The sequence below is a fragment of the Ochrobactrum sp. RH2CCR150 genome (genome assembly GCA_014138095.1).
Classification (GTDB): Bacteria; Pseudomonadota; Alphaproteobacteria; order Rhizobiales; family Rhizobiaceae; genus Brucella; species Brucella gambitense.
Window position 1 is genome coordinate 201490 of record JACGXE010000004.1, and the last position, 24163, is coordinate 225652.

The following is a 24163-nucleotide window of genomic DNA, read 5'->3' on the forward strand; positions in this document are numbered from 1 at the left end:
TATGACCAACACGCCTTCGCAAGCGTTTACTTAGAAACATGCAATTAAAATGGTTTTTTAACGGCGGAGCGGCCACAACGTGGCCGCTCAACTTAATTATTCGCGTCAGATCAGAGATTGACCCAGGCGCCGTTTTTCTTTGACGATCGCACGCAGGCGTCGATAAAGCTCACGCCCAGCAACCCGTCGTCAACCGTTGGATAAATCACTGCGCTGTCCGGCTTTTTGCCTTCGCGATGCGCCTCAATAGCATTGGCCGCCTCGGTATAGATCGTTGCAAAAGCTTCGAGATAGCCTTCCGGATGACCGGCAGGCACACGCGTTACCCGTGCCGCCTCCGGCCCGGCACCGGCTCCGCCGCGCGTAATGAGCCGCTTCTCTCCGCCGAATGGCGTAAACCACAGCCGGTTCGGATCTTCCTGCGCCCATTCAATGCCGCCCTTGGTACCATAAACACGAAGGCGAAGCGCATTTTCGTTGCCGGGCGCAACCTGACTGCACCAGAGCATACCTTTCGCGCCGCCCGCAAAACGCAGCATCACATGCGCATTGTCATCAAGACGACGCCCCGCGACAAAACTGTCGAGATCGGCGGCCAGACTATCGAGTGTCAATCCCGTCACGAAGGAGGCCAGATTGAAGGCATGGGTGCCAATGTCGCCTGTGGCGCCACCAAGGCCGGATTGGGCCGGATCGGTGCGCCAGACAGCGCCCTTCGCGCCGGTGGCTTCGACGGCTTCCGTCAGCCAGTCCTGCGCATATTCCACCTGCACGACGCGCAGATCGCCCAGTTCACCGCTGGCCACCATGGCGCGGGCCTGCCGCACCATCGGATAACCCGTATAGTTGTGGGTCAGCACAAACAGCGCGCCACTCTCATCCGCAGCCTTTTTCAGCTTTTTGGCATCGGCCAACGTGGAAGTCAGGGGCTTGTCGCAAATGACATGAATGCCGCGCTTCAGAAACTCTTTCGCGGCTTCGTAATGAACATGGTTTGGTGTCACGATGGAAACGGCTTCAACGCCATTTTTCAACCGCGCTTCGCGGATCGCCATCTCCCGGAAATCCGAATAAATACGGTCTGCAGCGAGCCCTAATTCACGTCCGGAAGCTTGCGCCTTTTCCGGCGAGGAGGACAGCGCGCCCGCAACCAGCTCGAAACGGTTGTCGAGCCGCGACGCCATACGGTGCACGCCGCCAATGAAGGCCCCTGCTCCGCCGCCAACCATGCCGAGACGAATGCGCGGCGTTGCTGTTTCCTTGGTTTTGGCTTCAATCGTCATGGATTCCTCATTTCGTCTCAAAGACCCAGCATACGGCGATTGGCAGCGTCATCGGTGCCGCCCGATGCAAAATCATCAAATGCCTTGTCGGTGACGCGTATGATATGCGCCTTCACGAATTCCGCGCCTTCACGCGCGCCGTCTTCCGGGTGCTTCAATGCGCATTCCCATTCAACAACGGCCCAGCCGTCGAAATCGTTCGCGGCCATTTTGGAGAAGACAGCGCCGAAATCAACCTGCCCATCGCCCAGCGAACGGAAACGGCCGGCGCGATTGACCCAGCCCTGATAACCGCCATAGACGCCCTGCCGCCCGGTCGGATTGAATTCCGCATCCTTGACGTGGAACATCCTGATCCGGTCTTTGTAGATGTCAATATTGTCGAGATAATCGAGACATTGCAGCACATAATGCGACGGATCGTAGAGCATGTTGGCGCGCGGATGGTTCTTCACACGCTCCAGAAACATCTCGAATGTCACGCCGTCATGCAGGTCTTCGCCCGGGTGAATTTCATAGCAGATGTCGACGCCATGCTCTTCGGCATGGTCGAGGATCGGTGTCCAGCAGCGCGCGAGTTCATCAAACGCCGTTTCGACCAAACCGGCTGGCCGCTGCGGCCAAGGATAAACAAACGGCCATGCGAGTGCGCCGGAAAAGGTCGCATGTGCGCCAATACCGAGATTGCGCGATGCCTTGATCGCCATCTTGACTTGCTCGACGGCCCAGGCCTGTCGAGCCTTGGGATTGCCGCGCACTTCCGGCACGGCAAAGCCGTCAAAGGCTTCATCATAGGCCGGATGAACAGCAACAAGCTGACCCTGCAGATGGGTGGAAAGCTCGGTGACAACCACGCCGTTTTCCTTCGCCACACCAGCGAATTCGTCGCAATAGTCCTTCGATTCGGAAGCCTTCTTAAGATCGATCAGCTGGCTGGCCCAGGTGGGCACCTGTACGCCGAGATAACCTTTTTCGGCGGCCCATTTGGTGATGCCGTCCCATGTGTTAAACGGCGCTGCATTGCCCGCGAACTGTCCGAGGAAAATCCCCGGCCCCTTGATCGTCTTCATCGAAACTCCTCCAGAATAAAATGAAAATGCGCCCGTCAAAAAGACGGGCGCACGCAACGGATCAGAACGGCGAATCCGGGAAGTAGAATTGCTCGGCATTGTCTTTCGTGACGAGCGTAGCATCGAGGATGTAAGTGCCGCTGACCGGGGTCAGGTCATAGAAATGACCAGCCGTGAGCTGCATGGCGGTGCCCACCATTGCTGGCGGATAGAGCACGTCAACCGGCACAAGCTTGTCGCCGTCCATGACCTTCTTGATCATGTCCTTGGAACCGGCACCGGCAACGATGTACTGAATGTCGCTGCGGTTGGCCTGCTTGATGGCTTCGAGTACGCCGACAGCCATGTCGTCATCCTGACACCAGACCACATCGATCTTCGGATACTTGGTCAGGAAGTCCTGCATCACGCGAAAAGCGTCGTCGCGGTTCCAGTTGCCATACTGGCGGTCGAGAATCTTGACGTTGGAGCCTTCAATGCCCTTGTCGAAACCGTCCTGACGCTGCTGATCAATCGGGATCGGCATGCCGCGAATAACGACGACCTGCGCATCCGGCGTGGTCTTCTTGATATATTCGCCTGCGACCTGACCAAGCGCCGGATTGTTACCGGCGACATAAAGATCGCGGATCGAGTTGTCATTGCTGCTTGGTGCACGGTCGACCAGCGCAACGAATGTGCCCTTGTCCTTGATTTCCTTGATCGCGTTGACCAGAGGATCCGGATCAGACGGCAGCACAACCAGCGCATCAAGGCCCTGTACCGCCAGATCCTGCAGCGCATTGGCCTGATTGGCCGCATCCGGCGAGGTCTTGACGATAACGTTCAGGCCCGGATGCTCCTGCATCAAAAGCTTGGCAACGCGCTCGGCGTGATAGACGACACCCGCTGTCCAGCCATGGTCGGCAGCCGGAATCGAAACGCCGATGGTGACTTTCTTATCTTGTGCACTTGCGACACTGGTAAATGCCATGGCGCTTGCAGCCAAAGCGGCGAAAGCAACGCCCAAAAATTTCCTTCGCATGTTTTCCTCCCAAAAAGCGGGGCTTGTCTCTTTCAATGGACGCATGCCTTGTTCCCAGCACCGTATCCGGTTTCGGGAGACATACCCCTTTTGCCGGAATCGCCCCTGCAATCCCGCCAATTCCTGCATGTCATCGTCGTGACAGTGACCGCTGCACCAGCATGGCGATGATGATGATCGCGCCTTGAATAGCCCCGATCAGATATTCGCTGACGAAGTTCGACAACAGCATGATGTTGCCAACGATCTCCAGAATGAACGCGCCGCAGATCGTCCCCCATACCCGGGCAACACCGCCGCGCAACGCCGTTCCGCCAACCACAACAGCCGTGATGGCCTGCAATTCCCAAAGGATACCGGTCGTGGCCGATGTAGATCCCAGACGTGGCACGTAAAGCAGCACGGCAACCGCCACGCAAAGGCCCTGAACAACATAAGCTATCGTGCGCACGCGCTTGACCGAAATGCCGGAATAACGGGCAACATCCTCGCTGGAGCCGACCGCAATCACATGACGTCCATAACGCGTGCGATAGAGGACGAAGGCAGCAATCGCCGCCGTGACGAAAATGGCGATCACCGGCACTGGAACGCCCAGAACCGTGCCGAAATAGGCCGGGCGATAGAGCGACTGTATCTCCGGGTTTCGGAGCGTAATTGCGCCGCCTTGCGACAACCACGTCGTGAGACCACGATAGATGCCCATCGTGCCAAGCGTCGCGATAAAGGGTTCAATCCCGCCAACCGTCGTGATGAGCCCGTTCAGAAGGCCGCAAGCCGCGCCGACAACGACCGCTAGCATGACGGCGGCGATCAGCATCAGCACCGGATCGGCAATGACGCCGCTATTCATGAACAGGATCATGATGCTGGCCACAAAGGCGACCATCGCGCCGACGGAAAGATCAAGCCCGCCGGACGAGATCACATAGGTCGCGCCAAGCGCGATGATGGCAATGAAAGCGCTGCGCGTGGCGACATTCAGCAGATTGTCGATGCTAATGAAATTGGGATTGGCGACTGTTCCCAGAACGAGCAGAAGAGCGAGCGCGATGAACGGCGCAATGGCTCTCAGGTCCCAGTCCTTGGACGTTTTCGGTGCCCGGCTTTTGTCAGTCGCAACCTGTGTCATTGAATTCCCACTCATGTCTTTTTCTGTTTATTGCCGTTCAGGCCGCTTCTGCCGCATCAACACCGGTCGCCAGAACGACGATATTGTGTTCTGTCATCCGCTCGCCTGTGACCTCCCCGGCGATACGTCCTTCACGCATCACGACGATACGGTCGCAGATACCGATCAGTTCCGGCATTTCCGATGACACAACAATGATCGAACGGCCCTCATCCGCCAGATTGGCGATGAACTGATAAATCTGTTCCTTGGTCCCGACATCGATGCCGCGGGTCGGCTCGTCAATGATAACGATGGAGGGGTCGAGCATCATCATCTTGGCCAGAAGCAGCTTCTGCTGGTTACCGCCAGACAATTGCCCGGCCAGAATATCCTTGCTCCCGGTGCGAATGTCGAACTCGCGGATCGCATCGTCCAGCGCCACCCGCTCCTTGTTGCGGTCGATCTGGAAGCGGCTAACAAACTTTTTCAGCGAGGCCAACGTCAGGTTGATGCCGAGATCCTTGGTCAGCAACAGACCCTTACCCTTACGGTCTTCGCTCAGATAAGCGATGCCTGCCGTCAGACTGTCATGGGCATCGCGGAAATGCGCGGGGCTACCGTTGTGGCGCACATCGCCCTTACCGGGACGCAGCCCCACGACACCTTCCATCAACTCAGTACGCCCTGCACCGACCAGCCCTGCAAAACCGAGTATCTCGCCTCTGTTAAGGCGGAAGCTCGCTTCCTTCACATGGCCGGGCACGGAAAAGCCGCTGACTTCCAGAACGGCCTCACCGCCATGCTGCGTTGCGCGGTCGGGATAAAGCTTCGCCACATCGCGCCCGACCATCAGCCGCGCCATATCGGCGGGTTGAAGCTCCGACGCCAGATGCGCAGCAACAAGCGTACCGTCACGCAACACCGTTACCCGGTCGGAAATTTCCTTCACTTCCGGCAAACGATGCGAAATGTAGAGGATGGCAACGCCCTTGGCGCGTATATCGTGAATAACCTTCAACAAGGCTTCCGTTTCAACCGGCGTCAGCGATGCTGTCGGCTCGTCGAAGATCACCACGCGGTGCGGCACCAGCAGAACACGCGCAATCTGCACCAGCTGACGCTGTGCTATCGACAGGCTGCCGACCACCGCATCAGGATCGATATCCGCACCGAGATCCCGGATTGCCTTGCGCGCACCCTCACGCATAGCGCGGTCGTTGACGGTAATGCCGTTCGTCAGCTCGCGGCCGAGATAAATGTTCTGCGCAACTGTCAGATCGGGCGCGAGCAATATTTCCTGATGCACAAGAACGATGCCCTGTGCTTCCGCCTCAACAGGATTGGCAAACGCAATTGGTTTGCCATCAATGTGGATTTCACCCGCCGTCGGGCGTTCATTGCCCGCAAGAAGCTTCATCAGCGTCGATTTTCCGGCGCCATTTTCGCCGATGATCGCGTAAACTTCACCGCCGTAAATCTGCAAATTGATATTCTTCAGCACCTGCACAGGGCCGAAAGATTTCGACAAGGACCGGGCTTCCAGAAGCGCCGCTTTATCGGTTTTTGCAGCCGAAATCATAAGCGCACACCGTTCGATACGCCACGCTTGCAGCCAAAGCCTCCCAGCCATTGATCCTGATAATCAGATCGCACGTGAACTCCTCCCAAAGCCTCACAATTGGGAGCTTAACTTTCGTTTTGAGGTACGTAAAGCAAAATTGTACAAACGTTGTCATTTCAGATTTACCGAAACCTGCAATGAACCAGCCGCGCCCTTGCGATCACGCGAGCGATCGCTATATGTATAGCACACCCATATTTTAGATTGCTAAGTAATGTACGACCCAAAACAGGAACTGCACGCTGCGTTCACCATGGGCCTATCCACTGCGGCCCGAAAAATGCGCAACCTTTTTGATTCCCGCGTCCGCGCGCTTGGACTAACGCTGTCACGCGCGCGAGTGATGCTGTTGCTTGCGCAGGATCGCGACTGGAACCAGCGCGAATTGGCCGATGCATTGGAAATTGAACATCCATCCGTTGTCCGTCTGCTGGATGGGCTTGAAAAGCAAGAGCTTATCCGCCGTGTTCCCGTCGAAGGCGACCGTCGCGCCAAGCGCATCGAGCTGACCGCTGAAGGGCAGGAGCAGGTTCGCGAACTTCAGGATGTGACCCATCATATTCGCGCCGAGCTGCTCGAAAAGATCGACCGTCAGTCGCTGGAAAATGCGCTTTTCGTGCTGCAGGAAGTCACGCGCACGGCTGAAACCGCGCTGGTCCCGCAGGACAACTGAAACAGATCAAATTCCTGTGCCGCCCTCTGGAATAGTTGTGCCGGACGGCCTAGATTCAAGCCGAATGACAGGGAGTATACCCATGAGCTACAGCAAGAATCCGGAGGCCATCGCCAAGCTGTCACCGGAACAGTATCGCGTTACGCAGGAAAGCGGAACGGAACGCCCGGGAACGGGCGAATATCTCTATAATAAGGAAGCCGGCATTTACGTCGATATCGTTTCCGGCGAGCCGTTATTTGCTTCCAGCGACAAATACGAATCCCATTGCGGCTGGCCAAGCTTCACCAAGCCGATTGAACCCGCGAATGTCAGCGAATTGAATGATGTGTCGCACGGCATGGTTCGCACCGAAGTGCGTTCAGCCCATGGCGACAGCCATCTCGGTCATGTCTTCCCGGACGGCCCGGTGGACCGTGGCGGTCTGCGCTATTGCATCAATTCCGCCTCGCTGCGCTTCGTTCCAAAAGCTGAGATGGAAGCCGCAGGCTATGGCGATTATCTCGACCAGGTCGAAGACGTCGCATAAAAGACAAAGGCCGCCTTTTCGCCCCCGCGAAAGGGCGGCTTGTCATTTATTACTTACGTTGATGACGCCAACAGCCGTCTCAAAAGCGCTTTCAGCTCTTCTATCGAACGGTCGATTTCGAGTTTCTTTTTCTCAAGTTCGCCGAGCTTTCCAGAAAGCGTCGCACGCAAGTCGTCGAGCTGGCTCAGATCGCTTGCGCCTTCTTTCCAGAGATCGATAAGCTGTTTCGTCTCTGCGAGCGTAAAGCCGATCTGACGACCGAACAAAATGAGACGCAGGCGTGTGTGGTCCTCACGGTCATACAGACGCGTGACCCCGGCCCGCCTTGGGCTCAACAGTCCCTTATCCTCGTAGAAACGTAACGCGCGCAACGAAAGCCCGAATTCGTGCGCAAGATCGCCAATTCTGAACAATTGGCTGCGTTGCTGGTTTTCTTCTCTGACCTTCAAGCTGCTCCCGGTCAGGAGCTCCGCTATCGTTACAGGCTCAATGGCCGTTTCACTCATATTCATCCCTGTTTCCGCCCCCGGAAACGCCCGTCCACCGCACCGGAGCGCGATGGAACCTCGTTGAGAACCGACTCAGGACAAAGCTTCGGTCACAAAATGACCGGGCCAGCCCGTCGATTCTGGTTGTCCATACTGTCATGACAGACCCGGTCACTTCCGAACCCGGGCAATTTGGTGCCTACCACACCTGCTCAGGCCATCAGACCGGACAAATTGCGTTCAAAAACAAGCTGAAAACCCGCATATTAACGACTTGTTTACTACGTTTGTACAAATGTAGGTGCAGCAAGTTTCTGCGGTTCTGCGTTCCTGAATTTGCGTCCGGCGACCCTTATCATTTGGAAAAGTGAATTTCTCATGGCAAATCCAGAGCTAGCTTCCGGTTCGCGTTCCAGAATTGATGATTTGAACGCGCATCGCGAGCGCCGTCCCGCGTCCGCAGCCATGCAGGAGCTCGACCGCACCCTTGCCGGTCTTGAGCGCCGCCTGATGGAGCTGGAACAGGACGCACCCGTAGCGCCGCATCCCAACGCCCCTTCCTTTGCCGCTCATCAGCCTGCCGCCGCGCGTTATACGGACGAGACCGCAGCCGGTCTCGCAGAGATCGCCGATAATCTGCGCCGTCGCCGTGACAGCCAGCAGCAGGAACAGGCGCAGCCGCGTTTTGCATCGAGCACCGAAATCAGCGATGCCAGCCGCGAAATGTCGCGTATGCAGCGCGCCGCCAGCGAAGAAGGGTTTTCGCAGCGCATGAGCGACGATTTCGATCGTCTCAGCGAAAGCGTCCACCTGCTGGCCGAGCGCAGCAGCGAGGCCAATGCGCAGGCTCTGCGCCGTCAGTTCGATGAACTGAACCGCACTGTTCATACACTTGCCCGCGAAGAAACCCTGCGCCGTCTCGACAACCGCTGGGACCGCTTCGACGAACAGATGCAGGCTTTCGAAAAGCGTCACGATGCCGTCAATCCGGCTTTGAACGCCATCGGCTCGCGTCTGGAGCAAATGCGCGAAGCCATCGGTACTCTGCCGCAGTCCCACGCTTTCAGCGCTATTGAAGAGCGGATCGGTCGGCTGACGCATTCCATCGAAGATGCGCTGAACCCGCAGAACGCTGCGCCTTTCGAACAGGATATGCTGAACCAGATCGACACCCGACTGGATGAGATCAGCCGTGCAATCATTGCAACCAGCCGCGCACAGCGCCCTGATCAGGAAGATGCGCGCCGTCTGGAACGCATCGAGAAACGTCTCGCCGAGCTTGCAGACCAGATCGACGGTTCCGCTTCCCGCCAGAACTCCGATGTTTTGTTCCAGAAGCTCAGCGAGCTTTCGCAGCGCATAGACGTGCTCTCTGGCGGACAGGCGCTGCCAGACCGGATTGCCGAGCAGCTCGCGCATCAGATCAGCCTTCTGGCCAATCAGGTTGCCAAGGTTACGGAAAATCTGAGCCAGTCCGATTATCGCAGCGTTGAAGCACGCCTCGAAGCCATTGGCCAGAAGCTGGAAAATGCCGATCGCCGCAGCCACGAGCCGGACCCTGCTGTTCTCGACACCATTGACCGTCGCTTCGCAGAACTGACGGAACGTCTGGACTCTCAATATGGCAGCCGCTCCATCGACAGCGACGCCATCCATACGCTCGAAGGTCGTCTTGACGATATTTCGCAGCAGATTTCGCTCGGATTACTGCAAGCGCCGCAATATGAAATGCCGAATCTGGCTGACAGTGAAGCGATCCGCAATCTGGAAGACCAGATTGCCAATATCGCCCACCACCTCGCCCAGCCGGTTGCCGAACTCGCCCAGATCAAGCCGCGCCTCGACTCCATCGAGCGCTCTATTACGACGAACCGCGAAACGGTTCTGGATGCGGCTCGCGAAGCTGCAGAAAGCGCTGTAGCGCGGGTTCTCCAGCACGGCAATCAGGGCGACACCGCTATTGCCCGTCAGCTGGCCGACGATATGAAGTCGCTGGAAATGCTGGCCCGCAACACGGACGAGCGCAACAGCAAGACCTTTGAAGCCGTGCACGACACGCTGGTCAAAATCGTGGATCGCCTGTCCCGGCTCGAACAGGACATGGGCAGCCAGAGCGTAAATGCTGATAGCTTCGCCAATCGCGGCGTGGATAAGCGTGAAGACGATGCACGCCCGGCAATGGCTTTGGCCGAAGAACCAGCACCCCGTTTTACCGCGCCGGAAGCAAGCGCTCCGCGCCTCAACACTCCACGCTCGCCAGCGGCGGCGGCTGCTGAGGCCGCCTTCGCAACCATTCAGGGCGAAACTGCTGTCGTGACCGCGCCGACCGGCGAAGCTTCGGCCAAGTCGTCGCTGTTCGGTGGCCTTGCCAAGGCCATGCGCGGGCGCCGCGCCGAGAAGAACGACGTCAATACCGACAACGACCTCAAGGCCGAGAGCTTCGACAAAACTGACGCCCCGGCTTTCGAAAGCGAAATGGCCGCGGTTGAGCCAATCGTCGAAAACGAACCGGATGCCCGGTTCGGCGGCGATCACATGCCCGACCTCAACTCCATCATGAAGCGCGTGCGTGAAGAACGCCGCCAGCGCGAAGATGCGGCCGACGCCGCTCTTGCAGCCAATGGCAAGGTTGATTTCATCACCGCCGCTCGCCGCGCCGCACAGCTTGCCGCCGCTGAATCCGAACATCTCCAGAAGGGTTCCGCAAAGGGCGCAGGCAAGAAGAAAAAGTCCGTCGGCGACATTATGCAGCGTCAGCGCAAGCCGATCCTGATGGCAATTGGCGCTGTCATGATCGCCATGGCAGGTCTGCAAGTCGGCAGTGCTTTCCTCACCCGCGATGAGCCGACCGACGCGACTGTCGATCTGGCTCCTCAGCCGGAGACGCCTGCCGTCGAAACGCCAGCAGCACCGCAGGCTCCGGTACAGGCTGAAGCACCGGTCCAGACCGAGACACCACAAGTTACCGAGCCGCGTCAGGAAAAGGCCGAAGCGCCTGCTGCATCGGACCAGCCGCCCAGCATTGAAACGGTAATAGCCAGCGCACCGACCACGCCGGTCGAAGTCTCTGCCCCTGAACAGGCTGCTTCGCCTTCGGCACCGGCTCAGGTCGCTATCCCGGCCATTCCGGAAGAAGCAGGTCCGGCAGCTTTGCGCGAAGCAGCCGCCAAGGGCGATGCACGCGCCCTGTTCGAAATCGGCAATCGCTACATGGAAGGTCGCGGTGTTACCGCCGACTTCAACAAAGCCGCGCAATGGTATGATATTTCCGCCGGTCAGGGTTTTGCCCCGGCACAATATCGTCTTGGCAATTTCAATGAAAAAGGCCTTGGCATGCCCCGCGATCTGGACAAGGCCAAGACCTGGTATCAGCTCTCGGCGCAGCAGGGCAATGCAAGCGCGATGCACAATCTTGCCGTTCTGTTTGCAACCGGCGCAAATGGCGCGCCGGACAATACGTCGGCTGCACGCTGGTTTACTGAAGCTGCCGATCTCGGCGTGAAGGACAGCCAGTTCAATCTCGGCATTCTAGCAGCCAAGGGTCTTGGCATTCCGGTTAATCTGGAAGAGAGCTACAAGTGGTTCGCGCTTGCCGCCAATGCTGGCGACAAGGACGCAGCCCAGAAGCGCGACCAGATTGCCGAAGCACTGAAGCCCGAACAGCTGGAACAGGCCAAGGCCACCGTCCAGTCGTGGAAGCCAAAGACGCTGAACGAAGCCACCAATTCCATTGACGTGCCGGATGCATGGACGGAAGCCAAGCCAACCACCACCGGCTCGGTCGACATGAAGAAGGCAGTTCGCAACATCCAGCTCATCCTTCAGAAGAACGGCTATGATGTCGGCACAGCTGACGGCGTGATGGGCGGCAAGACCCGCACGGCCATTGCCTCCTTCCAGAAAGCCAATGGTCTGCAGCCGACCGGTAATGTCGATCAGAAGCTGGTTCAGCTGCTGTTGCAGAAGAACACGTAATATCCGTCGCAGAGAGTCCAGAAAATGCCGCTAAAGGCGGCATACCATTGCAGGAAAGTAACACGTCCGGCGCAAGGTAACCGTAATGACAATCGGCGTTTGACTTCACGGTCCCGGCAGCGCAAGACGGTAGGTGAACAGGCCTCGCGGAATTGCGCGACCGCAGCGGGCCGTAGAGCGTATGCGTCCGTCAAAGCCGGGTTCGGAATTGGGTATTTATCTTCCCATTGCAGAATTATCGGTCAACATGCTGGTTCTGCTCAGCATGGGCGCTGCGGTTGGCTTTCTTTCCGGATTGTTCGGTGTTGGTGGCGGATTTCTGATCACGCCACTCCTGATCTTCTATAATATTCCACCGGCCATCGCCGTTGCGACTGGCGCCAATCAGGTTATCGCTTCATCCGTTTCCGGTGCGCTCGTTCATTTCAAACGGCGAACGCTGGACATCAAGCTCGGCCTGTTTCTCGTGGCTGGCGGTATCGTCGGCTCGTTGCTTGGTATTTTCGTCTTCTCGTGGCTGCGTGAACTCGGTCAGCTCGATCTGATTGTTTCGATCCTCTATGTGTTTTTCCTCGGCAGCGTCGGCGGACTGATGCTGGTGGAAAGCCTGCGTGCTTTGCGGCGGGTCAAGAAAGGCGGCGCGGTGCGCCGACCCGGCCAGCACACATGGATACACAAACTGCCGTTCAAGATGCGGTTCCGCGCCTCGACCATCTATGTCAGCATCATCCCGGTTCTCGGTATCGGCTTCTTCATCGGCCTTTTGTCATCGATCATGGGCGTTGGCGGCGGCTTCATCATGGTGCCCGCGCTGATCTATCTTTTGCATGTGCCCACCAATGTGGTCGTCGGCACGTCGCTCTTTCAGATTACATTCGTGACGGCCTTCACAACGGTCATGCAGGCGACGACAAACCAGTCCATCGATATTGTGCTGGCCTTCCTGCTGATGGTGGGCGGCGTTATCGGCGCGCAATATGGTGCGCGCGCCGGACAAAAGTTGCGCGGCGAGCAGTTGCGGCTCTTGCTTGCCCTGCTGGTGCTGGCCGTTGCACTGCGCCTCGCCTTTGGCCTGTTCGTGCGACCAGACAATCTGTTCTCAATAACGATAGCGGATTTTTGAGATGCGGGCCGCTGCTCTCACTTCGGCAATGGCGTTATCGCTGATGGCGGGTGCGGCTTTTGCGCAGGTCAACGCAAGCGGCGACGGCAATACGGTCCCTCAATTGCAGACCCCTGCGGAAGAAACCATCGATATCGGCCTTTCGACCGAAACCATTGCCATTACCTCCAATTTCGGCGGCACGGATCTGACGATTTTCGGCGCGCTGGACAATGCCGATCCGATGATCCAGCGGCAGGGACGCTACGATATTATCGTGGTTCTGCAGGGGCCGGAGCGCAATCTGGTGGTGCGCAAGAAGGAGCGTTATCTGGGCGTCTGGATCAATGCTGATTCAGAGACTTTTCTCGGCGTTCCGCTATCCTATTCGCTCGCCTCGACGCGCAATCTGCAAGATATTGCGGATGAGAAGATTTACCGCCAGCTTTCGGTCGGCGTCCGCAATTTCTATCTGAACCCGGAAGACCCTTCGAGCCTTTCAGGCAACATTCCGAAATTCGGCACAGAGCTTCGCGAGATGAAGATCCGGCAGGGACTTTACAGTCAGCGTATTGGCGGTGTGGAATTCGTGTCTCGCACCTTGTTTCGCGCAACGCTCAACCTGCCCGCCAATGTTCCGGTTGGGCGACACAAGGCGCGCGCGCTCCTGTTTCGCAACGGTGTGTTTCTGCGCGAAGCCAATGCCGGTCTCGAAATCGTCAAGGCCGGTCTGGAGCAGAGCGTTTATAACGCCGCCCACCAATATAGCCTGCTCTATGGTCTGTTCGCGGTTTTCCTCGCGGTCTTCACCGGCTGGTTCGGACGTATCCTGTTCCGTAAAGATTAATCAACCGCCATGCAGCGCACCGCGGGCAATCGGATAGACCTTGCCTTGCCCCAGCATATAGGCGCGTAGCGTTTCATCCACGAAAAGGCCGCGAAAGGCCCGATCCAGCACATTGAGCGCGCCGGTATAGGCGCCAAAGGCGGGCATGATCAGCCTCTCGCCATCGCTGACGAAACAGGGGCGGCGCACCGAGCGCCCGCGCCGTACGATGCGAGCCGCCGGATGCAGATGGCCCGCAATCTCGCCCTGCCCAAGCTTGCGCGAAGGCTCGTGCCGAAACACCAGCGGTCCGACCGCCAGTTCCTCCACACAATCGCCCGGAAGATCAACCGGGCGTTCGGGATCGTGATTTCCAGTGATCCAGAACCAGTCGCGATGTTCCATCAGCGATTTTAGTCGGATGGCGTAGAGCGACGGCAGGCGTTCGCTGGCTTTCGGATCATGAAAACTGTCGCCGAGGCTGATGATCGTTTTTGGCTGGTAACGGGCGATTGCCGCAGCCAGCATATCGAGCGTTGCTGCCGTGTCGTAAGGCGGAATGAGTTGCCCGCGCCGCGCAAAGGATGAACCCTTTTCCAGATGCAGATCGGACACGACCAGCATATTCATATCCGGCAGGAAAAGCGCGCCTGAAGGATCGCAAACGGCAGCAATGCCGCGCACGTCCATATGCGCGAGACTATAGGCCTCGCCATTGCTCCAGACAGCCGTTCTTCTCATTCCATTGCCTCGCGGATGAGATCGTCAGCCGTTTCTTCTAGCAGCATTTCATCGCCCTCGCCTGCCACACGCTCGCGCCCGATTTCCAGCATCACCGGCAGGGCGAGTGGCGAAATACGCTCAAGCGGCTTGTGCAAGAGATGTCCTTTCACGCGCGCCAGCATGTCGCCGAGGCGCTTGATATCGAGTAGTCCTGTCGCGGCATCCGCTCGCGTTGCCTGCAACAATATATGGTCAGGCTCGTGGCCACGCAGAACGTCATAGATCAGATCGGTGGAAACAGTCACCTGCCGCCCCGTCTTTTCCAGTCCCGGATGACGCCGCTCGATCAAGCCGGAAATGACGGCGCAATTACGGAAAGTACGCTTTAAAAGATAGCTTTCGTCGAGCCATGCTTCGAGATCGTCGCCCAGCATGTCTTCATCGAACAGGCGCGTGAGATTGAGCGATCCGGAGCGGATCATCGCGCCCATATCCTTCAGCCCCCACAGGCCCAGCGAATAATCGGTGGCGACAAAGCCCAGCGGATGTGCGCCCATACGCTCCAGACGGCGCGTCAGCAACATGCCAAGCGTCTGATGAGCAAGCCTGCCCTCAAACGGATAAGCCACCATGTAGAACCGTCCACCACGCGGAAAAGTCTCGATCAGCAATTCATCGGTACGCGGCAGCACGGATTTGAATTCCTGCACCTCCAGCCACTCGCGCACCTGCTCGGGCAAAAACTGCCAGCGCGCACGGTCAGCCAGCATGGCGCGCACCTGAGAGGCGAGATAGGTCGAAAGCGGAAACTTACCGCCTGCATAGACAGGTATCTTCGCATCCTGTCCGGCGGCGTTGGTCGTGATGCATTCGTTTTCGCGAATGCCTTCGAAGCGCAGCACCTTTCCGGCGAAAAGGAAAGTATCGCCAGGTGTCATCGTTTCCAGAAAATACTCTTCGATCCTGCCCAGAACCCGGCCACCATAGGCGCTGGCCCTTTTGCCACCACGTGTGAGCCGAACATTCAGTTCCGGCGCTTCGACAATCGTGCCGATGTTCAGGCGATATTGCTGCGCGATCCGCGGATTGGACACCCGCCACGTCCCATCCACCGTCTTGCGGATTTTGGCAAAGCGCTCATAGGTTTTCAGCGCATAACCACCCGTTGCGACAAAATCCAGAATACGATCAAAGCTTTGGCGCGAAAGGTTCATGTAGGGTGCAGCACTGCGCACTTCGGCAAAAAGCTGATCGGCATTGAACGGCTCAGCGCAAGCCATGCCCAGTACGTGCTGTGCCAGCACATCAAGCGCACCGTCGATCAGTGGCGGCGTATCCTGCGCGCCCAGATAATTGGCGTCGAGTGCGGCGCGGCACTCCATCACCTCGAAACGGTTGGCGGGTACAAGAATGGCGCGGCTCGGTTCGTCCATACGGTGATTGGCACGACCGATACGCTGTGCCAAACGGCTCGCCCCCTTGGGCGCACCGACATGGATAACCAGATCGACATCGCCCCAGTCGATACCCAGATCAAGCGTGGACGTCGCGACAACAGCCCGCAACGTATTGGCGGCCATGGCCTGCTCGACCTTGCGGCGCTGGCTGGCATCAAGCGAGCCGTGATGCAAGGCAATCGGCAGCGTATCTTCATTGATGCGCCACAGCTCCTGAAACAGCATTTCCGCCTGACTGCGCGTATTGACGAAAAGCAGCGTGGTCCGATGCGCCCGGATCGCCTGATAGACATCGGCAATGGCATAGCGTGCGGAATGTCCGGCCCAGGGCACCCGCTCCTCGGAATCGAGAATGGATATTTCCGGCTTCGCACCACCATCCACCGTCACGAGACCGGCTTTGGGACCAGTGCCGTCCTGTGCCACAAGCCAGCGGCGCAATTGGTCCGGCTCAGCCACCGTCGCGGACAGGCCAATGGTCTGCACTTGCGGTTGCAGACGGCGCAGTCGCGCCAGCCCCAAAGCCAGCAAATGGCCGCGCTTGGAAATCACCAGCGAATGCAACTCGTCCAGCACCACATAGCGCAACCCTCTGAAGAACTGCTCCGCCCCCTTGGAAGCAATCAGCAACGCAAGCTGTTCCGGTGTCGTCAGCAGAATATCGGGCGGCGCCAGTTTCTGCCGCTGGCGCTTATGCGCAGGCGTATCGCCAGTGCGGGTCTCGATGGTGATATCAAGCCCCATTTCCTCGACCGGCACTGTCAGGTTGCGATGGATATCGACAGCGAGCGCCTTCAGCGGCGAGATATAAAGCGTATGAACGCCGCGCTTCGCCATGCCCGGTTTTTTACGGCCATTTCGATCAAGATCCACCAGCGCGGGCAAAAATCCGGCAAGCGTCTTGCCCGCACCAGTTGGCGCGATCAGCAAGGTTGATTGCCCCTCTTCGGCACGCGCCAGCAATTCAAGCTGATGCGCGCGCGGCGACCAGCCCTTGGAACCGAACCATTCGACAAAACGGTCCGGCAGGGCAAAAGCGGCAGATGCGGCGGCGGGCTTCAAATTCAGTGTCACGCCCCCAATCTAATAGCCGCGCAGCACCACGCCAAGATGTTTGTTCACTTTTGTTCTCATTTTGTCAGCAATGACGCCGCGCTTCTCTTTTCAGCACGAAGCTGCTGACCTATCTTGGCTTTATGCGCTTCAACCAGCTCTTATGTTCTTCTCCGAAAGGTCTTTATTGCCCGCCCGGCGATTTTTATATCGATCCGGTGCGTCCGGTGGAGCGCGCGCTGATCACCCACGGCCACTCAGACCATGCCCGCGCAGGACACACCCATGTTCTGGCCACGCAGGAAACGCTCGACATCATGCGGCTTCGCTATGGCGAGGGCTTTGCCGAGACCATGCAGGCAATGGCGTTGGGTGAGCCGCTGACGATCAATGGCGTTCGCGTCAGTTTTCACGGCGCTGGCCATGTGCTCGGTTCGGCACAGATCGCCGTTGAAAAAGATGCAACGCGGATCGTAGCATCCGGCGACTACAAGCGCGCTGCCGATCCGACCTGCGTGCCATTCGAGCCCGTTAAATGCGATGTCTTCATCACTGAAGCGACATTCGCGCTGCCGGTGTTCCGCCACCCCGACGCATCGCATGAAATCGCAAAGCTTCTGAAATCACTCACCCTCTTTCCCGAGCGCGCGCATCTTGTCGGCGCTTACTCGCTCGGCAAAGCGCAACGCGTGATCAAGCTCATTCGCAATGCAGGCTATAGCGAGCCGATCTATATTCACGGCGCTTTGGAAACATTGTGCGACTATTACCAGATGCGCGGTATCGATCTCGGCCCTCTTGAACCCGCAACATTGGAGCGAGGCGAGAAACAGCCTGATTTTGCTGGCAAGATTATCGTCGGCCCGCCAACCGCCTTTTCCGATCGCTGGGCGCGGCGGTTTCCCGATCCGGTTCCGGCTTTTGCCTCCGGCTGGATGCGCATCCGCCAACGCGCCAAGCAACAGGGTATCGAACTGCCGCTGATCATCTCCGACCATTGTGATTGGGACGAACTGACGGAGACGATTGCAGAGATCGCACCGGCGGAGGTCTGGGTCACGCATGGGCGGGAGGAGGCTCTGGTTCGCTGGTGCGAATTGCAGAACATCCCGGCAAAGCCGCTGCATCTTATCGGCTATGAAGATGAGGGCGATTGATGCGTGCTTTCGCCGAACTTCTCGACCGTCTGGTTCTGACACCGCAGCGTAACGGCAAGCTGCGCCTGCTTGCCGATTATTTCCGCATCACGCCCGATCCCGACCGTGGATTGGCGCTGGCCGCCATCACACGCGATCTGGAACTGCAAAGTGTGAAACCCGCCATGCTGCGCGCCCTGATCGCCGAGCGGACGGACCCGACGCTTTTCGCCTATTCCTATGATTATGTCGGCGATCTGGCTGAAACCATTTCGCTGATCTGGCCCGGCCCCAGCGAGACCTCGCCGGGCACCAATCTGTCGCTCGGCGTGGTAGTGCATGAATTGCAACATGCCTCGCGCCGGGAAGGTCCGATGCTGGTATCAGGCTGGCTTGATCTTCTCGGCATATCGGAACGTTATGCCCTGCTGAAACTTGTAACCGGTGGCCTGCGCATCGGGGTTTCAGCACGCCTTGCAAAACAGGCACTCGCCGATTTCGGCGGCGTGGACGTGACGGAGATCGAAGAACTTTGGCATGGCCAGTCACCGCCCTATACGGCGCTGTTTGCCTGGCTTGAAGGGCTTGCCCCTAAACCCGCAGCGACAGCCGATGCGCCTTTCCGCCCCGTAATGCTGGCCACTGCACTGGATGAAGCGGAGCTACCTTCGCTCGACCCCACCGCATTCAGCGCGGAATGGAAATGGGACGGCATCCGTGTGCAAGCCGTTTCGGAAAACGGAACCCGTAAGCTCTACTCACGTACCGGCGATGACATTTCCGGCACTTTTCCAGATGTGCTGGAGGCAATGGACTTTGAAGGCGCCATCGACGGCGAACTTCTCGTCGGTCATCACGGTGAAACAGGCATCGAGACCGCCACTTTCTCGGACCTGCAACAGCGATTGAACCGCAAGACCGTCAGCGCCAAACAATTGCGCGACTATCCGGCCTTCATCCGCGCCTATGATCTTCTGCAAGAGGGCAACCAGCAATCCGGCGAGGATTTGCGCGCCCTGCCCTTTGCCGAGCGCCGCAGGCGGCTTGAGGCCTTCGTCAGCCAACTCAACCCGCGTCGTTTTGATCTGTCGCCAGTGCTGCCATTTGCCGATTTCAGCGAACTGGCCGCCTTACGCGTCAACCCTCCGCACCCGGTCATCGAAGGCGTGATGCTGAAACGGCATGACAGTGCCTATCTTCCCGGACGCCCCAAGGGACCATGGTTCAAGTGGAAGCGCGATCCTTTCACCGTCGATGCGGTGGTCGTCTATGCGCAGCGTGGCCATGGCAAACGTTCTAGCTACTATTCAGACTTTACCTTCGCGGTCTGGACAGGACCGGAGGATGAGCCCGTTCTGGTACCAGTCGGCAAGGCCTATTTCGGCTTCACCGACGAAGAGCTGAAACTGCTGGATAAATTTGTCCGGGAAAACACCATCGAGCGTTTCGGTCCGGTGCGTTCGGTCCGCGCAGAACCCGATCACGGGCTGGTCGTGGAAGTGGCTTTCGAAGGATTGAACCGGTCAACCCGTCATAAATCCGGTGTCGCCATGCGTTTTCCGCGCTTCTCGCGCCTGCGCTGGGATAAGCCGCCCCGTGAAGCGGACCGGCTCGAAACGCTGGAAAAGCTGCTGAGCTAACTCAACTCGTAGAGAGAACAAGAAAAGCCAGCAGCCTTTTGTTTTACCGCGATTATTGTGCGTTTGCCGAAACGCGAATCTCGTAAATATCAACCGGCTTGCCCGATCCCGTCAGATCGGAATTAATTGTGATCACGCCTGCGCGACCCGCCTTCTTGCCGCCTGCGAAATTCAAATCGAACAGAAAGTCGTTGCGGGATTCACCCACATCATAGCGTCGGCGTCCACAATCGCCAAAACCTGCGAAATCGCAGCTGACCGACATCTGGGTTATCTTGCCGCCATCGGCTTTGGCAATGATGTTGAACGTGGCCGTCTTGCCAGCAAGCTGGTCCAGAATACCCTCGCCGACATCAAAGGTAACCGTATCGCCTTCACCTGAGGATTTCACGCGCGCAAAGCTGGTTGGGCCATCGCGCACGATTTCTGCCGTGGCGCGGCCCTGCACCGACATGCGCGTCGCCTCAGACGGCTGGAAGATGGTGATCCACTTGGCTCCGCCCGGTTCTTCACCATCCTTCAGTGGCGCTCCGCCTCCCTCACCAAGCAAGGGGCTGTTGGATGGGCCACGGCTCAGATCCGTGAAGCTGCTATAGAGCGAATAGCCAATCATGACGGCGACAAACAGCACCAGCGCCGGAATACCATAGCTGTAGAATGGCGAATGACGCTTCTTCTTGCCGCGCTTATCCTTCCGCGATACGCCGCCTTCATAGCCGAGGTCAGCGCTGCCGCTCTTTTTCTTCGCGGAGCGTGACCGGATATCGCCCGTATCAAGAGCCGGAGCGCTGCCTGCAGCTTCGGTCCCGCCAAGGACAGGATCATTGCGATGGGGCGCATCAAGCGACGGTTCTGCCTTGTCTTCGCTCTGGCGCGGTGCAGAGAACTCCTGCTCGATGTCGGAGATGGCGTCTTTCAGCTTCTGACGGCGCTGTTCTTTTTGGGTATCGTTCAGCGCGGTGTTGGCCGCGAGCGCGCGCTCATGGGCACCCCATGCAGATTCGTAGATACGCTGACGGGTCGCTGGATTATAGGCATCTGCTTTGGCAAATGCGTTTCTGATGGCGCGTTCTATACTATCCAAAGGCCGCTCGTCCCCGTGTTCGCGTTTCCCGCCTTATGCGCATTCCAAAAGATCCAAACCAACTTTCAGAAAGCGGCTTTTCACAAGCCTCAGCGAATTTAACGTCTGAATCAAGGCATTTAGCCGTTCAATACCCGATTTGGCTACCGGATAAGACCCACCCTGCCGTCAAATATCTGCTTTCAACGTTATTTTCCCCGAACCTTTTGTTCGCTGGCCGCACTCTAGTCAATTGAATCTCATGCTGGAATTCCTTCTTTTGCCCAAAACAAGACTGGCCCAAAGCACGGCAAATCGGACTATTTCATCGTCTCAACGGCAGTTTCTTGAACACATCATACGACTGTTTCGCCGTCCGCATCAGACCCTGCAAAATGGAATCAGACCGAAAACTGGATTTGCAGCGAAAGAATCATCCGCAAACGCATCAATGATGTTTGCATCACCGCCGTAGACTGACTTCTCTGCCCGGACGGTTTCGCATTGATACCGGAGACGCTTTCGCTTGGCTCTTCAGGCGAATCTCTCTTAATCTTTCGTATTGCCGTTCCATGCAGGCGTGATACAGATATTACGTTTACGGAAACGTCAATTTTTGAGGAGAATGATATGGCCTTGCCGGATAGTTTGAAGAACAGATTGCGCATTCCTGTTGTCGGCGCGCCCCTATTCATCATTTCACATCCGGCACTTGTGATGGCCCAGTGTAAAGCTGGCATCGTTGGTTCCTTCCCTGCCCTCAATGCGCGCCCGGAGGCGCAGCTGGATGAGTGGCTGGCTGAAATCACTGAGGGTCTCGCCGCCCACGACAAGGCCAGCCCGGACCGCCCGGCAGCACCTTTCGCAGTCAATCAGATTGTCCACCGTTCCAACAAGCGGTTGGAACATGATCTCGGCCTTTGCGTGAAATACAAAGTGCCGATTGTCATTTCCTCGCTTGGTGCGGTGCCAGAGGTGAATGCCGCGATCCATTCCTATGGTGGCATTGTGCTGCATGATGTCATCAACAATCGCCACGCCAATTCCGCCATTCGCAAAGGCGCGGACGGCCTGATCGCCGTAGCTGCCGGTGCAGGCGGCCACGCGGGACCACTATCGCCCTTCGCGCTGGTGCAGGAAATCCGGGCATGGTTTGACGGGCCGCTGCTTCTTTCTGGCGCCATCGCCAATGGCCGTTCCATTCTCGCGGCACAGGCCATGGGCGCTGACCTCGCCTATATAGGTTCGCCGTTCATCGCGACGACAGAAGCGCGCGCGGTCGACGCCTACAAGCAGATGATCGTCGATTCGACTGCGGCCGATATCGTATATTCGAACTATTTTACCGGCATTGCAGGCAATTACCTCAAGCCTTCCATCACCCAGTCTGGCCTGGACCCGGACAATCTGCCTGAGGCCGATCCGTCTAAAATGGATTTTGATCAGGCTCAGAAGGAAGGTGCAAAGGCCTGGAAAGATATCTGGGGCTGCGGACAGGGTATCGGCGCAATTCATGAGGTAGCACCGGCGGGAGTACTGATCGACCGTCTTGAACGTGAATATAAGGAAGCGCGTAGCCGGATCTGCGCAGGCGCTTAAGACGCATTGCCAGCGAATTTCGAACAGGGCCTCTCCGATGGAAGGCCCTGTTTTCACAAGGTTCAAAACAATCTGACGCTTTGTTCGATTTCGGCCTTGCTTTCCGTTCTGCTTTTGGTTATCAGCGCACCGTCCGGACGGAAACGAATGGAATCTCCTTTGGGAGCTGGAACGAAGGTTCCCGGGCCGCTTTAGCTCAGTTGGTAGAGCACATCATTCGTAATGATGGGGTCACGTGTTCGAGTCACGTAAGCGGCACCATAAAATCAATGACTTAGCTAGTTTTCGTTTTCACCATATTGATGCTAGCAATCACCTTAGCTACTCGCAATTTGCTCTACAAAACTGCCTTATGAAGCAGCATAAAGTTCCTATGGAAAAACGTTCGGGGACATACTGAATCCGCCTGAGCCGCACGTCGTTACATTTAATGTTTCTCAATTTCTGCATTGTCGAACTCGACTATTCTTGTTGTTATGTTAACAACAACTTTCGTCGCGTTTCGTGATCGGACGCCATCCATGTCAGGTGAGCTTTTATAAATGGCGAAAAAGCCTGATAACAAAAATGAGCAGCCTAGACTTGTGCAGCTTTATCTCAGCCTCACCGAGCACCTCGTTCGAAAATATAATATGTCATTAAGCTTTCTCACGACGCAGACTGACAGTGCTCGAGAACATCCCCTGCCCTCAACAAACTATGAGCTTGACCATCTGCTGACGTCTGAGCAAGCCGCTGGTGTTTTAGGTTTAAGTCCAAAGACCCTTGCTAACTGGCGGCTCCTGGGCATTGAGAACTTGCCTTATCGAAAAGTGGGCAAAGCTATTCGTTATAAATATGGCGATCTATTAGCTTTTATTGATTTTCAAAAGAGAGAAAACACTAGTCAGAAGTGAAGCAGATTCTATTATCTGAAAATGCAATGACTGATCATTTTGAATGGCCGCGATGGGGCCGGAAGCAGACAGTCCAGCCCAACCGAAAAATGTAGAAAAGCGGACATTATTGGCCGCCAACACAATCGTCTGATTGCCGGTCGGAATGCGCAGACTCTCACTCCCACTGAACCTTAGAGCATGAAGCGGGTGAGGGTTGAAGCGTCGAGCAGACAGAACCCAGATTTCTCAAAACAAAACTATTGACCTATATTTTTTCCAATTAGAAAATTTCTGTTGACGTTCCGCCTCGTATTGAAATATCTATGCCTCAAGAAAGATAAGAGGGGCATCAGATAAATGCGTGCACTGTTAGACAAAATCGACCGGAAGCTTGTTAAGCTTCTGTCAGACGACGCACGCGATGGTGCCAATCAGATCGCCGAACGGCTTGAACTCAGCCCACCAACAATCCGGGCGCGATTGAAAAACCTTATCGAGAATAAGCTTTTCAAGATTTCTGGCGTGGTGAACGTTTCGGAGCGCCCCGAGCTTGTCGTCGCGATGATGGGCATTCACGCTAACGGACAGGGTCGCCTTGACGAAATCGCGAGAAAGATGTCCGAGCTGCCTTTCGTCACTTCCGTCAGTATCGTCACCGGCAGATACGACATTCTTTGCGAAGTGATGTTTGAAGGAGATATGGAAGAATTATACCGGGTGACGAGTGAGTTGCTGCCCGGACTGGCAGAGCCAGGAACAATTCAAGGCAGCGAGACCTTCGTTGTCATGAAATCCCATAATAAGTGGCTGAGCCTGCCACGCGGTGTATGGGAAGACGAAGAGAGCGACAAGCAGGCTCAATAATCCACCAACAAAATGACCGTTCTATTTGGCCGCCTTGCGCGGACA

The 24163-nt window shown here is 57.0% G+C and carries 20 protein-coding genes and 1 tRNA gene; 11 read left to right on the forward strand and 10 right to left on the reverse strand.

Annotated features, from left to right (window positions below; genetic code table 11):
• Positions 1–110: 110 nt before the first annotated feature.
• The 5 genes from FHW03_RS10800 to FHW03_RS10820 all read right to left on the reverse strand — a co-directional run bounded on the left by FHW03_RS10800 (position 111) and on the right by FHW03_RS10820 (position 6070).
• A complete protein-coding gene (locus FHW03_RS10800; RefSeq protein WP_182520629.1) occupies positions 111–1283 on the reverse strand; it encodes a Gfo/Idh/MocA family protein in 1173 nt (390 codons plus the stop codon).
• Between the two features lie 17 nt (positions 1284–1300).
• Positions 1301–2353, reverse strand: coding sequence for a sugar phosphate isomerase/epimerase (locus FHW03_RS10805; protein ID WP_182520630.1), 1053 nt, complete (start codon positions 2351–2353; stop codon positions 1301–1303).
• Positions 2354–2414: 61 nt separating this feature from the next.
• Positions 2415–3377: a substrate-binding domain-containing protein gene (locus tag FHW03_RS10810; protein ID WP_182520631.1), complete on the reverse strand. Its 963-nt coding sequence runs from the start codon at positions 3375–3377 to the stop codon at positions 2415–2417.
• Between the two features lie 130 nt (positions 3378–3507).
• Positions 3508–4509, reverse strand: a complete 1002-nt coding sequence (locus FHW03_RS10815; RefSeq protein WP_078340317.1) for an ABC transporter permease — start codon at positions 4507–4509, stop codon at positions 3508–3510.
• Between the two features lie 37 nt (positions 4510–4546).
• A complete protein-coding gene (locus FHW03_RS10820; RefSeq protein ID WP_182520632.1) occupies positions 4547–6070 on the reverse strand; it encodes a sugar ABC transporter ATP-binding protein in 1524 nt (507 codons plus the stop codon).
• A gap of 256 nt (positions 6071–6326) precedes the next feature.
• Here FHW03_RS10820 and FHW03_RS10825 point away from each other — a divergent pair, with 256 nt between their 5' ends.
• Positions 6327–6785 carry a MarR family transcriptional regulator gene (locus FHW03_RS10825; protein ID WP_182520633.1) on the forward strand — a complete coding sequence of 153 codons (459 nt, stop codon included), beginning with the start codon at positions 6327–6329 and terminating at the stop codon, positions 6783–6785.
• Between the two features lie 82 nt (positions 6786–6867).
• Positions 6868–7314, forward strand: a complete 447-nt coding sequence (gene msrB, locus FHW03_RS10830; protein ID WP_182520634.1) for a peptide-methionine (R)-S-oxide reductase MsrB — start codon at positions 6868–6870, stop codon at positions 7312–7314.
• Between the two features lie 53 nt (positions 7315–7367).
• On the opposite strand, the gene FHW03_RS10835 is transcribed toward msrB, so the two are convergent.
• Positions 7368–7820, reverse strand: coding sequence for a MerR family transcriptional regulator (locus tag FHW03_RS10835; RefSeq protein WP_182520841.1), 453 nt, complete (start codon positions 7818–7820; stop codon positions 7368–7370).
• Between the two features lie 714 nt (positions 7821–8534).
• On the opposite strand from FHW03_RS10835, the gene FHW03_RS10840 reads away from it, so the two are divergent.
• From FHW03_RS10840 to FHW03_RS10850, 3 genes are all read left to right on the forward strand, one after another.
• Entirely contained in the window at positions 8535–11777 is a 3243-nt protein-coding gene (locus FHW03_RS10840; RefSeq protein ID WP_377514692.1) for a peptidoglycan-binding protein, read from the forward strand.
• A gap of 247 nt (positions 11778–12024) precedes the next feature.
• Positions 12025–12900, forward strand: coding sequence for a sulfite exporter TauE/SafE family protein (locus FHW03_RS10845; RefSeq protein WP_377514694.1), 876 nt, complete (start codon positions 12025–12027; stop codon positions 12898–12900).
• Between the two features lies 1 nt (position 12901).
• The gene (locus tag FHW03_RS10850; RefSeq protein ID WP_182520636.1) at positions 12902–13726 is read left to right on the forward strand and encodes a TIGR02186 family protein; all 825 of its coding nucleotides are present in this window, start codon (positions 12902–12904) and stop codon (positions 13724–13726) included.
• Here the strand turns inward: FHW03_RS10850 and pdeM are convergent, their stop codons facing one another.
• The gene (gene pdeM / locus FHW03_RS10855) at positions 13727–14446 is read right to left on the reverse strand and encodes a ligase-associated DNA damage response endonuclease PdeM (RefSeq protein ID WP_182520637.1); all 720 of its coding nucleotides are present in this window, start codon (positions 14444–14446) and stop codon (positions 13727–13729) included.
• Entirely contained in the window at positions 14443–16959 is a 2517-nt protein-coding gene (locus FHW03_RS10860) for a ligase-associated DNA damage response DEXH box helicase (RefSeq protein WP_182520638.1), read from the reverse strand. The genes pdeM and FHW03_RS10860 overlap by 4 nt, the downstream gene beginning before the upstream one ends.
• A 122-nt stretch (positions 16960–17081) precedes the next feature.
• On the opposite strand from FHW03_RS10860, the gene FHW03_RS10865 reads away from it, so the two are divergent.
• Positions 17082–18095, forward strand: coding sequence for a ligase-associated DNA damage response exonuclease (locus FHW03_RS10865; RefSeq protein ID WP_182520639.1), 1014 nt, complete (start codon positions 17082–17084; stop codon positions 18093–18095).
• Entirely contained in the window at positions 18095–19714 is a 1620-nt protein-coding gene (locus tag FHW03_RS10870; RefSeq protein ID WP_182520640.1) for a cisplatin damage response ATP-dependent DNA ligase, read from the forward strand. The genes FHW03_RS10865 and FHW03_RS10870 overlap by 1 nt, the downstream gene beginning before the upstream one ends.
• Positions 19715–19766: 52 nt before the next feature.
• Here FHW03_RS10870 and FHW03_RS10875 read toward each other — a convergent pair whose 3' ends face one another.
• Both FHW03_RS10875 and FHW03_RS10880 read right to left on the reverse strand, forming a co-directional pair.
• On the reverse strand, positions 19767–20798 hold the full coding sequence (locus tag FHW03_RS10875) for a hypothetical protein (protein WP_182520641.1): 1032 nt from the start codon (positions 20796–20798) through the stop codon (positions 19767–19769).
• 380 nt (positions 20799–21178) lie between these two features.
• Complete coding sequence (locus tag FHW03_RS10880) at positions 21179–21475, reverse strand: hypothetical protein (protein ID WP_182520861.1); 297 nt, start codon at positions 21473–21475, stop codon at positions 21179–21181.
• On the opposite strand from FHW03_RS10880, the gene FHW03_RS10885 reads away from it, so the two are divergent.
• The 4 genes from FHW03_RS10885 (at position 21408) to FHW03_RS10900 (ending at position 24118) form a co-directional block, all read left to right on the forward strand.
• Positions 21408–22376: a nitronate monooxygenase family protein gene (locus FHW03_RS10885; RefSeq protein WP_182520642.1), complete on the forward strand. Its 969-nt coding sequence runs from the start codon at positions 21408–21410 to the stop codon at positions 22374–22376. The two genes, FHW03_RS10880 and FHW03_RS10885, sit on opposite strands and share 68 nt — an antisense overlap.
• 185 nt (positions 22377–22561) lie before the next feature.
• Positions 22562–22637: transfer RNA gene (locus FHW03_RS10890), tRNA-Thr, on the forward strand.
• 281 nt (positions 22638–22918) lie between these two features.
• The gene (locus FHW03_RS10895; protein ID WP_210277240.1) at positions 22919–23272 is read left to right on the forward strand and encodes a helix-turn-helix domain-containing protein; all 354 of its coding nucleotides are present in this window, start codon (positions 22919–22921) and stop codon (positions 23270–23272) included.
• A gap of 339 nt (positions 23273–23611) precedes the next feature.
• Complete coding sequence (locus FHW03_RS10900; protein WP_109366156.1) at positions 23612–24118, forward strand: Lrp/AsnC family transcriptional regulator; 507 nt, start codon at positions 23612–23614, stop codon at positions 24116–24118.
• Positions 24119–24163 lie beyond the last annotated feature (45 nt).